A 12986-nucleotide genomic window follows, 5' to 3' on the forward strand; every position below is an offset into this window, starting at 1 on the left:
AGGTGCCCCTTTTTCTTAATTATTCATTTTTTCCGTTAGATGGTTCTCCAGTTGTAGGGTCTAAGAAAAGTTTTAGGTTTCGAGGACCATGACTGAAATCAAACATATTATTTAAGCTACCAGCTTTAGCATCCAATGAGTTTACACCAATACGTCCTAAATTCCAGTTATCTTCAATAAACTTAAGAATTGAAGTTTGATCTGTATGGGTATGGTCTACAAAGTTACTCTTAGCATATGGTGAAATTACCATTAAAGGTAATCTAGGACCATAACCGGCTTTACCAGACGTTTCAGAGTAGCCATTATTTGGACCATATACATGATCATACCAGCCATCTGAATCATCATAAGAGACAATAACAGCTGTATCTTTCCATTCAGGTGTTTTTTGAAGCTTGTTAATTGTATCGACAATAAATTTTTGCTCATCAAGAGGATCTGAGTAGCCAGCATGTCCATCTTGAGCTTTTGGAGCTTTAAGGTAGCTAACACTTGGCATATTACCGTTATCCACTGTAGTCCAGAAATCTTTCATATCATATTGGTGATTAGCTTGATCCGTTTTACCAATCATAGCAGAAGAGCTTGGAGCTACGTGATTTGGGTTTGCTGTTGATTGATAATATTGGAATGGCTCGTGATGTGCGCTGTAATCAGTCTGCAATGCCCCACTAATATTTGGAGTTTTATGAGTCGGATCAGCAAAGCCCCCTTCAAACCAACCCCAAGTGATTCCTTTTGTATTTAACAAGTCACCGACATTTTTGTTTGTGTTATCCATTGCAAGAGTTTTCCCACTAGATACATTGTCAAAATAAGGATCAGGATCACCAATAACTGTTCTGCCCTCATATTCATTATAAACATCGCCAGGAATTGCTTGGCCATTTTGCGTCATATTTTTGCTATATAATGTTGCTCCATTTAATTCGCCTGAAATCAGATTTAACGCACCCGGTGTAGATGGACCATAAGTTGTACCGAAGGAATTATCACTCATGGCAAAGTTTTGAGCATAGTTCCAAAGTGCAGTTACTGTATTGCCATCATAATAGTCCATAACAATATTATTTCCATAACCGGTACCATTAACAAATTGATCCATTTTTCCGCCATCAGTAGCTTTAATTTCATCATGGTATTCATGATCCATATCAGGTGTTATTGCTTGTGAACGGTCCAAGCGAACAGGGTTTGCTGAGTTTGGATTATTAGTGATTAAGTTTGTGTTCTCAATACCAGGCTGTGTTCCATTGTAATCCTTTGGTGTTAGTAAATTGTTTACCGCCGGAGTATTTGGTTTTGCTTTAAATTGCGGCTCCCTTTTAATATTCAGTGCGTATGGATACGTAGCAAAGTAATGATCAAACGAAACGTTCTCCTGGAAAATGACAACAACATGTTTGATTGGTGTAGTTGTCTTTACATCATTCTTTTTGTTTAACACATTGTAGGGTACAGTTGTTTTTACATCATTCTTTTGTGCTGCAAACGTTGGAATTGATGTTGATAAAAGTGAACCCATTACGAATAAACCACTTGTTGCAAGTCCAATGACAGTTTTCTTTTTCAAGTAAATCATCCCCATTATTTGTGTATTGGTGGAACAGCCCCGAAATTATGAAAAACAAAAGTTAAGGGCTATTTTATTTAACATCGCTTAGCATTTCTTCCCTTTTGCAGTATCTAAAGGTATATCTTTGGGACATCCTCTTCGATTTTTAGATAATGAAAAAACTTTTAGTTGTCAGCAGGTTAAGGAGTAAAGCTTTCAGGCTGCTTTTCAACTTCATCAGGTGTTAAGACCTTTTTGTCACCCGGATATGGTTTATCATATCCCTTTGTAGCGTACCAAATTGAATGGTTCATCACGTTTGCGTTCTCAACGTCAGGAGTCGCTTTTGGTCCACCAAAATCAGACTTATGCTTTTCGGACCAAGAATCCCAATCATTCTCCATCTGCTGCGCTTCAGGAGTCGTTGCAGTTGGCGCTACCTGTGCGAGTACCTGTGGTGGTTCAGGCTGCCCGTTCATCCAATTTAGTGGTATTTGATTTGCAACCAAATTATACGGAGTAAAATCCGGTTGGTCGGTAAAGATCTCGTTCATCGGATTAGCCGCAGCATCGTTTTGATTCATAGGTGGTAACCCAAGTATTTGTTCCATACTTCTAATCATATTAGTAGTGGTCCAGTAGTGACTATCGATTACCCCTTTCTTTACCCACGGACTAATGACAAATGCAGGTTCACGGTGACCATCTACGTGATCTACACCACCTTGAGCATCATCTTCGGTAACGTAGATGATTGAGTCTTTCCAGTACGGGCTGTGTGAGATGGCGTCTACAATCTTTCCGACAGCCTGATCATTGTCTGCTACCATTGCCTGCGGTGTTGGGAACCCATTGGCAGTTGAAGCAGTATGGTCGTCAGGTAACCACATGGTAATGAGTTGTGGTAAATTATCGTTCTTTACGTAATCATTAAACTTGTCCAGAAAGATTTGAGCCCGGTACACATCTGGAATTGATTGGGTGTTGGTAGGGAACGGCTTGTACAAGATATCATTCACCGCTGGAATATCACTTGTTGCTTTGTAATCCCCAACAGGTACATGAAGCGAACCTTGCTTTTGACCTGACAAGATCAAGTAATCGTTATACCAAGTAGTCCACCCCCAAAATGGCTCAGGACCACTAAAATTAGTCGCGTTTTCTCCGAAGACAGCAGCCGATACATTATGTGCTACGGCGTTATCCCAGATATGCCCGGTTGGTGCGTAGGCCATAGGATCGCTTTGATTCCCTCCTGGGTAGCTACGAACATTTCCTGAATCTGACGCTTTATCCTCATAGTCAGGAAGGGTTGCTTGTGTAACCCATTGATGCCCAGCGGCTGACTGAAGGCCACCAGTGTAGAAGTTGTCCAACAACGGGAATGTATTTGCAATCTGATGGAAGTTTGGTGTGACATTTTGACCAAACTGAGTCAGAGTTGGATCGCCATTGCCTCGACCAAGGTCTCCAAGTACCTGATCATACGTACGATTTTCTTTGATGATGTATAACACGTGTTTAATTGTAGAAGGCTCACCGATTCGCTCTGGCATTGCCACAGGTTTCTTATTGTGGCGAGGCTTGGCGTTTAGATCTTTCAACCCGAACCAGTTGTTATTTTTGTAAACTTGGTCCGTCCATTTCTCGAGATCTTGTTCAGTCCAAATCTCGAAATTTTTGTCCTGCCGTTTCTCGAGATCTATGTCCGTCTGTCTCTCGATATTTTTGTTCGAAGTGAACGGAATCATTGATATAGAGCCCACTTGACGATAAACTGAGTGACTATTTCCCGTGTCTCCGAGCGAGCCTACTCCATCCAAGTTAGCGATAAGCAGTTGATTGTTAGCAGGATCAATGGCAATATCATCTGGGAACGAAGCAGTCGGTACAAGCCCCTTCAAGCGATGTTCTTTATCCGGACCGTTCCAGTCATATACGGCGAGGGCGTCATCTCGTCCCAAGCTAACTACTAATTGATTACCGTTAATCATTTTAACAGCGTTCGGTGCAGAGCCTTGTGGTGCATTCGGGTATGGTTTAATATCGATTGTTTGTACAACGTCATTGGTTTCTGTGTCGATAACCGACACCGTGTCACTGTTTGTGTTTGTTACAAAGAGATACTTTCCAGATAGCGTCATTCGCTCTGGCTGAACTCCGACAGGAATTGTCTTCGTAACGATATTCGTGGTGAGATCAACCACCGAGACGGTTCCAGTAGTTGTAGTACCCAATTTAGAGTCTACTACAACCGGCGTACCGGAGGAATTTATGGTGTAGTCTCCTGTAGTAGCTTTTCTACCACCTTTATTTGTCACGTATGCTGTATTACCATTAACCATTACACTTGTTGGAGCGTTTCCTACAGGTATTTGGGCAGAAAGTTCTCCTGACTGCAGATCAATAACACCAAGACTATTGTCTCGATTGAGAGCCACAAGGAGCGTCTTTCCCTGAGGCCCAACAGCCAAGTCTTGCGGGTTAATATTACCACCCACACTAGCTTTTGGCAGTGACAAAGTCGATGTCACTGAGGGAATTCCGTCGGTAGCCACTGACATAGTGACAATTTTTCCTACTCCTGATTTTGAACCTGTTACATAGAGTGTATTACCATCAGGAGAATAAGCTAGTCCCCTCGCAGCATCCAGTGAAACATTAATTACTGTCAGCTTTCCGGTTGTCAAATCCACAATGTTAAGAGCATTCCCACCACCTTGTCCAATTAAGGCTACAGCAGTCTTTCCATTAGGATTAACCGCAACGGAAATTGGGCTTCCTTTAAATTCAATTTGCTTCCCAGCTGGTGTGAGCAGATGATTATCAGCAGTTTGAACTGACCCGTTAAGTTGTCTACCGACTAAGTTACTCCCAAATGCACCGTCCTTTGCTGCATAAGCACTAACAGAACCAAGTACTACGGTGCTTAATGCAAGTCCAGCAATCAATTTTTTCTTCTTTTTAAATTTCCCCAAATTTTTCACTCCCTTTTCTAGAAGAATCTAATTTCCCCCTTATAGTCCTTGATAATCATATAAACGTATGATTTCAGGTAAGGTGGTCGTGTCCCTTACGTAAAGAAGGATATCATGGTTCGAAACTTTTATTAAATTCCCAAAAACTGAATGCCGTATTAAGTAATTCTCAAAATGATCTGTTGATAATACTGCAATTGCATTTAATCGTTTTGATCCAGAACCTAATTACAAAACTTTTACATTCAATTTACCCTCTATTAACTTTTGTCACTTACAATTTAACAGAATAGGAAATTTAAAGGCTGTGAATTTAAAATAAAGATTGGCCGTTTACCCTTTATCAGCCCGATCGGTGGAACCGAGAAAAATAATTGGGATTCCATCTACTCATTCGTACCGATTCGTACAAAAGTGAGGATTGTACTTTTCGATACTGGAGAAATTTCATAGCAAAAAATTCACTCTGTGCATGAAAGGACACGATGGGATGATGACCAGAATTAGCGCCTAATGAAAAATTTTCCTTAGTGATCAACCTTTTGCTGAAGTGCTATTGTAGTGTGAGGGATCTTCGAAACGAAACTGGTCAGTTCCAAAGCCTTAACAAAAAAAATACTTACATGATGTCATCTACTAAAGTTGAGGTGAAATGATGAATTTTGAACAAATGAATTATATTGTAAATGTTGCAAATGAGATGTCCATTTCAAAAGCAGCAGAAAAATTATTTATTTCAACTTCGGGGATGAGCCAATCTATTACCCGGTTGGAAAATGAGCTGGGTATAAAAATCTTTAACCGATCAAATCAAGGAGTTACTCCTACTTTTGAAGGTAAAATTGTTATTTCTAAAGCAATGACTTTACTAAACACCATTAAAGAACTAAATAAAGAAATTTTGGAGTGTAAAAATAATAATCAAACTCATTTAAAAATATTAACTGCCCCTGCCTTTACTTATTTCCTTCAAGAAACAATGGTAAAGTTTAATTCGGAAAATAAAGATATTACCTTCGAATTAATAGAGCAAAACCCTAAAGAAATTATTCAGAATTTCAACAAGGAAAATTATGACTTTGCTTTAATTCCCGCTTCTTTAGAAAAGATAAAAAATGAAAAAAATATTCGTTTTGAACATATTCATACAGGGCATATTTGTATAGCGGTTGGTAAAAATTCACCTTTTTATCATCATGATTATGTAACACTTTGTGCATTAAAAGATTCAAAATTAATAATGTATAATTCATCTGACTATAACGAGGTATTAAAATTAACAAAACCGAATTTAAATCAAGTGCTAGTTAGTTCGAATAACAACATCCTTATTTATAAGCTGGTAAAAGAGAGTCAAGCCCTCTTGTTTTTGCATGATTTTTCTATTAAAAAAAGTTCAATGGTTATGAATGGAGAAATAAAAATTATCCCGTTAAAGAATGAAAAGTATTTTCCAGTTGATTTTTGGCTTATTTATCTAGAAACGAAAAATTTAACGGAAGTAGCTAAGGAATTTATGTGTGATTTTTTGGATAATTTCAAAAAAAACATTTAATTTATTGAGAGGTAGTTTGTCGAAAATAAATATTACCATTTCTATTATTACCACCATTTTTAGAGAAAAATTAACCAGCCTGAGTCCATGTAAATATAGAACTCAGGCCCTTATTTTTGCACGTACGTGTTCCCCTATCATATTTCACTAGAAATTCAATAAATACCACTCATCATTCACTTGCTTTTGGTAAATTCCCCAGTTTATCTATTTTTCTTCATTATATAAAAAAGCACCCTATAGAGGTGACCTTTTTCAAGTGTCTACTCTATAGGGTACATTTTAAATGGTTAGTTACCTTCTTTTAAAATGAGTTGCGCCACACACTCAACGTGTGCAGTATGCGGAAACATATCAACAGGCTGTAAATACTTCACATCATAACTCTTACTCAATACCTTCAAATCCCTAGCTAAAGTAGAAGGATTACAAGAAACATAAACTAATTTCTTCGGTTTAATCTGTAATACAGTATTTAAAAACTCCTCATCACAACCAGTTCTTGGCGGATCAGTTATAATAACGTCTGGTTTCCAGCCCTCTTTTAACCATTTCGGTAATACTTGTTCAGCATTTCCTGCTTCGTAATGCGTATTTGTAAATCCATGGCTTAGAGCATTTGTTTTAGCATCGATGATTGCTTCTTTCGTGACGTCCATGCCTCGAACTTCTTTTGCGTCTTTTGCTAGCCATAGTCCGATTGTCCCTACTCCACAATAAGCATCTACGACTTTTTCTGTTCCAGTAAGTGCCGCTGCTTTTTTGACTTCATCATATAGCTTAACAGTTTGTTCAGGATTTAATTGGAAGAAGGCTCTTGCTGAAAGTTCGAACGATAAGTCTCCAAGTTTTTCTTCGATTACTTCTTCTCCTGATAAATAAACCGTTTCACGACCAAAGATCACTGAAGTCATTTGATTATTAATGTTTTGCATTAAGCTTGTCACTTCAGGAATTCGCTTTTTAATTTCACTGATTAGTTCATTTTTCTGAGGAAAATCTTTCGTTCCAGTTACAAGTACTAATTGGATTTGACCTGTACGTAAACCAACACGGGCTACGATTGTTCGGATTACCCCTTTATTTTTTCGTTCATTATAAACAGGGATATTTAAACGAGTTAAAATTTTCTTCACTTTACCAGTAATTTTATTTAAATCCTCATGTTGGACCGGGCAATGGCCAATATCGACAACATTATGAGAGTTTTGTGTATATAGTCCAGCGATGATTTTATTTTTTTCTAGCCCAGCTTGTAGCTGACTTTTGTTGCGATAATTCCAAGGATTTTCCATACCAATCGTTTCTTTAATTGGTGTTTTTTCTAGTAAATCTTTCGCATACTTTTCCATTGCTTGGATGACAATGTCTCGTTTATATCCAAGTTGTCCTTCATATGATGCATGCTGAATTTGACAGCCACCACATTTTTCATAGATTTTACAAGTCGGCTCTACACGATCTGGTGATGCTTTTCGAATACGTTGAATTTTTCCTTCAGCAAAACCGTTACGAACATTCGTTACCTCTGCTACTACTTCCTCACCAGGTAATGCTCCTTTAATGAAAACTACTTGTCTTTTGAAGTAACCGACACCCTCACCATTAATCCCAATACGTTTAATTGTAATAGGAAAGGATTGTCCTACTTCTAATTTATTTTCTAACTGATTGCTCATATATACAACTCCATTATTCTATGCTCTTCCAAAGATAAAGGGCAGCGTAGCTTCCAAACGGAGAAACCTGTTCCTTTACATAATCCATTATTTCTTTTGAAGGCTTTTCATTTAAATTTAAAAGCTTTTGAAGTGCAATTTGAATTCCAACATCACCAACTGGGAAAATATCTTTTCGACCTAAACCAAATAATAAGAAGTTTTCAACTGTCCAAGGACCGACTCCCTTAAGCTTGATTAACTCCTTTGAAATTTCCTCTGATGAGATCGTCCGATAATCTTGATGACTTAAAACTCCATCACTCCAAGCTTTAGCAATTCCAATCATATATTCAGCTTTTCTAGTACTAAGCTGCAAATCTCTTAACTCATCTATTGTTAAATTAGCAATTATTTCAGGAGCTGGAAAAAACCACGAATTACCAATTCTTTCACCATACATTCGAACAAATCGTTTTGTTACTTGGATTGCAAATGTACGCTGTATTTGTTGATGAATAATACATGTAATTAAACAGGCAAAAGGATCATTAGAAACGGTAATTGGTGTGTGTCCAAAAAGGTCAATGAGAGGAGAAATTGTAGTTTGTCTTAAATGATGATGTAGTTCTTCAAATTCTGTTTGCCATTGCAAAATAGTCGCAACTTCTTCGAGAATTTTTTCTTTATTTTCATGCTCACTAATGACTTCAAACAAAACCGGAGCTTCATTTATTTTCTTAACCTTTACAACTGCTTGATCCCCATCTATATAAAGTGGAATGCTTAACCGCTTTTCAGCAGAATGCACTGTAAATGTTGGCTCATGCTCTAATCTCTTTAAAACTTCTTCCCATTGATATGGTGTTTCTAAAGCAACCTCTTCCTTCCACATTCTCCCGTTCCTCCTTAATTACTCTGAAGTGTATTATAGCATAACAAGTACCGCTTAAGAAAATTTGTGTGAAACGCAAAAAAACTAGAGAAATGATCTCTAGTTAAGGTGTGCAAAAAATATTAAAGATTGATTTTCAGTCTGAAAAATACAAAAAAAGCTTGGGGACTAGCCAAGCTTTCTTTGACACATTTAATTTTAAGGGAATGGGGAAACTTTCAAGAGTCCAATCAGGTTTCAAAACTTACCAAATATCGCTACAGCGGTGTGGATATTTGTTATACTTAAATGATAACGATTATCATTTTCAAAGTCAAGTATTGGGATAAAAATAATTTCAATCTTTTTTCGATCCTTATTGTATCTACTCTCTCAAAACTATTATTCACCTCTACCTTAAAATATCTCCGTAAATAATTGGAAATAATACAAGTACGATACCTACTTACCATTCGTAAATTAGTTCTTTCGAAGACACATTAGGTTATAATTTATGATAAACTATTTAATTGAAAGTAGAGACTAGTGAGGTAAGACTATTATGGAAAAAGCCAAAGTTAGTGTAGTCGTTGTTGCACATAATCATGAAGATGTCTTAAAAGATTGTCTAAACAGTTTACAAGGTCAATCATTAATTGATATTGAAATGATTATTATAGACAACGGTTCATCTGATAATAGTAAAGAAATAATTGAGGAATATTCGAATTCACATAAAAATTTTCGCTCCATATCATTAGAGCTAATGACAAAAAACAAAGCACGTAACATCGGTTTAAATGAAGCTACTGGAGAGTTTGTGGCATTTATCGATGCGGATGATATTGTAAATCCTTCAGCTTATGAAAATTTATTTAACAGTGCAATAAAAGATCATACTGATATTGCTTTAGGAAATATACAATTATTCAATGGGACAAGAAAATGGGAGCACCATGAATTAAAATCAATCATAAAAAAAGATTTACCAACATTACGTGAGTTTCATAAACATCCAGAACTTCTGTTAAATCCTTCTATTAAAAATATGATTATTAAAAGAAGTTTATTAAACGACAATCAATTGCAATTCAATGAGTTCTTAACCGAACAACAAGATTTATTATTTACTCAACAATCTTTTATTTGTTCAAATAAAGTTTTCGTAACTTCAGATATCGTAATAAAAGTGAGAGATTTAACGAACAGTGATGTCATTAAACAAACTAGTACTTTAGAATTTTTTGATAACCTTCTCGTTACTCAAACAGAATTAATAAAGTATTATAATCTGAAAGATATCACCTCTCACTACTCACATGTAGAGAAAAAATTATGGGATTATTATTTAACGTCTTTACTGACAAAGGCATACTATTTCCCTTCTGAACAGTACAATGAACTTTTAAGGATTTCATCGGAGTTTGCTAAAAACTTGTCTGGAAATCTAATGGAAAACAATACTTCTAAAATTAGTAAAGTATTTTATACAATTTTTCTTAATCAAAATCCAGAAGAATTTCAATTATTGATGACTCTATTATCAGATCGTACCTTACAAAAAGGAGCAGTGATGATAGAGGGAAAATATTATCATTATTTTGCAAAGTATTTTCCAAAATATAAAGAATACCTAGTAATTAAGGAATTTAATTTACATCAAAAAATTGAAATCCTTTCGTTACGAGGTGACCGCTTGCAAGTTGGCGGCTTCGCATTTATCGAGGAAATTAATAATTTAGATTCTATTAAGGAATTACAGTTTAAAAATAAATCAAATGGTCAACTTATTACAGTTACACTCGAAACTCTTGAGCGTTCTGATTTGTCTTATCTTTTCTCAAAAAATAGTATCAATTATAGCGATGGTGGCTATAAAACAGCTACAATTGAGCTAAGTAAAATATTACCTGATGGCGATTATGAAGTGTTTATTTCAGTAAAAGTTGGAGATATTTCATTAAAAAAACCACTTCATATTTTCTATTTTTCAACAAAGGCAAATTCAAAACCTGCAACAACTAAAACACACAGTATCGTACCTTATTTTCCAAAGAAAAATTTACACATTCGAATCAATAACACAGGCTTACTTGGAAAATTAAAAACAAAGATCCAAAAATCATTCCGTGATATCGTTTATGAATTTGGGTTACTTGTACTAAGAAGAGAATGGAAATCATTCCTTATTTTTTACCTTTACCGTTTAACCCAAAGATACTATCGAAATAAGCATATTTGGTTAATTGGAGAACGAAAAGATACGGCACAAGATAATTCATATCATTTATTCAAGTACATTCAAAAAAATAAAATAAGAGATAACTGCTACTATTTGATTGATAAAAAGGCAAAGGATTACGAATATATAAAGGAATTCGGAAACATTGTACAATATGGAAGTTTAAAGCACACACTTTACTTATTAACTTGTGATAAAACAATTAATGCCTATTCAGAGCGTGCAAACATGTACACCCACGAATACTTACAAGTTTTAAAATGTCATCCTGAATGGCAGCAAAATCAAAAAATCCTTATTCAACATGGCGTTATTGGAGTTAGTCGTGTAAATCATGTACTAAATAAAAATCGAATGGGCTACTCATTGTTTATCGTTTCATCTGATTTTGAAAAAGATCATATTGTTAACGAATTCGGTTATGCTGAAAATGAAGTGGCCGTTACTGGATTGGCTAGGTGGGATGCACTTGAAAATACAGGGAATGGGAAAACCATTTTGATCATGCCAACATGGAGAAACTGGAATAAAAGTACTCAGCAATTAATGAACTCTGAATACTTTAACCGTTATTTTTCTTTACTTAGTAATCCGGAATTACATCAAATCTTAGAAAAGAATGATTTAAATATCATTTTCTATCCGCACTACCAGACTCAAATTTATATGAAGGATGTTCCGGATTTTCATAAAAGAATTAAAGTGATCCGTCAAGGTGAAGAGACCGTCCAATCTCTATTAAAAAGATCAGATTTATTAATCACTGATTATTCAACAGTTTCATTTGATTTTTCATATATGGAAAAACCAGTTATTTTCTATCAGTTCGACTATAAGCGATTTTATTATGAGCATTACAATCAAGGACCAATTACACAAGACTTACTATTTGGAGAAGTTGTAACTGAAGAAGAGCAAGTTCTTAACGGAATAAAAAAATTCGCTAATAAAGATAAACAATTCTTAGAAAATACAGTCGAAAATCCATTTGTAATCAAAACACCTAAGCAACATGCTAAACTAAACTACGAAGCAATCGCAAATCGTTAAAGAAAACTCTAAAATTGGTTACTGCGTTAAGTGCGACTCCTCGCTGCCAATTAAAGAATAGAAAAAGCTAATGATTTAAGCAGTTAATAAAACTACTTAATCATTAGCTTTTTATTTTTTAGGTACATAAAAGTTCGGATCAAATCCGCTTCGTTCCATCATTAAGTCATCTAAACTTCTAAAATGATACCCACGTTTATGTAAGCCAGTAATAATTTCATCCATCGCTTCTGCATTATCCTTCGATACAGTATGCATTAATATAACTGCTCCAGGATGAATCATTTTCATCACATTATCATAAGCATATTTCCAACCTCTTTGTTGATCAACCTTCCAATCAACATATGCCAATGACCAGAAAATATTTTCATATCCTTGTTTATTAACTAGTTGTAAAGTACGTTCGCTAAAAACACCTCTGGCAGGTCTGAAATATTTCATATCTGATCGGCCAGTCAATTCCTGATATGCCATTTTAACTTGTTCCAATTCCTCAACAATCTTTTGATCACCAATCGTTGTCATATCAGGATGACTCCATGAATGGTTTCCAACTATATGTCCCTCATTAACCATTCGTTTCACTAATTCAGGATTTTCCTTAATATAATGCCCTGTTATAAAAAAAGTCCCATGAACACCATGTTTCTTTAAAACATCCAAAAACTTTGGTGTAAAACCATTTTCATAACCATTGTCAAAAGTTAAATATACATCTTTTTTTGTAGTATCCCCTAAATAAACTGACCCCGTATTTGATACCAATTTATTAAGTTGCTCACCAGCATCAGGTGGAGTCTCATTTTTCGCAGGAACAATCCCCCAGCCATGTGGTGTATTACTATAAGCAAATGTAGTACTAGGAAATACTAAGAAAAAAGTAAGAATATATACAATTATTTTTTTCAATTCATTCACCTCACTTAAAAATAGTATCTGTAAATAAATTAGAAATATGAAAAGAATTGGAGTACTTTTGAAATAAAACTAAATTTTTCTAATAAGGATTTTTGATGAAAAAGAGATGCTTATCGAAGTAGATGTGTTTTTCGATTTAATCTGAACTTT

The 12986-nt window shown here is 35.4% G+C and carries 7 protein-coding genes; 2 read left to right on the top strand and 5 right to left on the bottom strand.

The window, feature by feature from the left end:
• Positions 1-19: 19 nt before the first annotated feature.
• Entirely contained in the window at positions 20-1585 is a 1566-nt protein-coding gene (locus ACFVR2_RS15370) for a phospholipase C (RefSeq protein ID WP_387363241.1), read from the bottom strand.
• A 173-nt stretch (positions 1586-1758) separates the two neighbouring features.
• Positions 1759-4545, bottom strand: coding sequence for an alkaline phosphatase family protein (locus tag ACFVR2_RS15375; protein WP_387363244.1), 2787 nt, complete (start codon positions 4543-4545; stop codon positions 1759-1761).
• Positions 4546-5191: 646 nt separating this feature from the next.
• On the opposite strand from ACFVR2_RS15375, the gene ACFVR2_RS15380 reads away from it, so the two are divergent.
• Positions 5192-6091, top strand: coding sequence for a LysR family transcriptional regulator (locus tag ACFVR2_RS15380; protein WP_387363247.1), 900 nt, complete (start codon positions 5192-5194; stop codon positions 6089-6091).
• Positions 6092-6381: 290 nt separating this feature from the next.
• On the opposite strand, the gene rlmD is transcribed toward ACFVR2_RS15380, so the two are convergent.
• Entirely contained in the window at positions 6382-7770 is a 1389-nt protein-coding gene (gene rlmD, locus ACFVR2_RS15385; protein WP_387363250.1) for a 23S rRNA (uracil(1939)-C(5))-methyltransferase RlmD, read from the bottom strand.
• Positions 7771-7783: 13 nt separating this feature from the next.
• Entirely contained in the window at positions 7784-8644 is an 861-nt protein-coding gene (locus ACFVR2_RS15390) for a DNA-3-methyladenine glycosylase family protein (protein ID WP_387363253.1), read from the bottom strand.
• 541 nt (positions 8645-9185) lie between these two features.
• On the opposite strand from ACFVR2_RS15390, the gene ACFVR2_RS15395 reads away from it, so the two are divergent.
• Positions 9186-11915, top strand: a complete 2730-nt coding sequence (locus ACFVR2_RS15395; RefSeq protein WP_387363256.1) for a bifunctional glycosyltransferase/CDP-glycerol:glycerophosphate glycerophosphotransferase — start codon at positions 9186-9188, stop codon at positions 11913-11915.
• Between the two features lie 111 nt (positions 11916-12026).
• On the opposite strand, the gene pdaA is transcribed toward ACFVR2_RS15395, so the two are convergent.
• Positions 12027-12836: a delta-lactam-biosynthetic de-N-acetylase gene (pdaA, locus tag ACFVR2_RS15400; RefSeq protein WP_387363259.1), complete on the bottom strand. Its 810-nt coding sequence runs from the start codon at positions 12834-12836 to the stop codon at positions 12027-12029.
• Positions 12837-12986: the final 150 nt, after the last annotated feature.

The organism is Gottfriedia sp. NPDC057991, assembly GCF_042886615.1.
GTDB lineage: Bacteria > Bacillota > Bacilli > Bacillales > Bacillaceae_G > Gottfriedia.

What these genes read in the sequence shown, in the direction of transcription:
- ACFVR2_RS15370 (WP_387363241.1), bottom strand. Translation starts at nt 1,585, where the DNA reads ATGATTTACTTGAAAAAGAAAACTGTCATTGGACTTGCAACAAGTGGT.
- ACFVR2_RS15380 (WP_387363247.1), top strand. Translation starts at nt 5,192, where the DNA reads ATGAATTTTGAACAAATGAATTATATTGTAAATGTTGCAAATGAGATG.
- rlmD (WP_387363250.1), bottom strand. Translation starts at nt 7,770, where the DNA reads ATGAGCAATCAGTTAGAAAATAAATTAGAAGTAGGACAATCCTTTCCT.
- ACFVR2_RS15390 (WP_387363253.1), bottom strand. Translation starts at nt 8,644, where the DNA reads ATGTGGAAGGAAGAGGTTGCTTTAGAAACACCATATCAATGGGAAGAA.
- ACFVR2_RS15395 (WP_387363256.1), top strand. Translation starts at nt 9,186, where the DNA reads ATGGAAAAAGCCAAAGTTAGTGTAGTCGTTGTTGCACATAATCATGAA.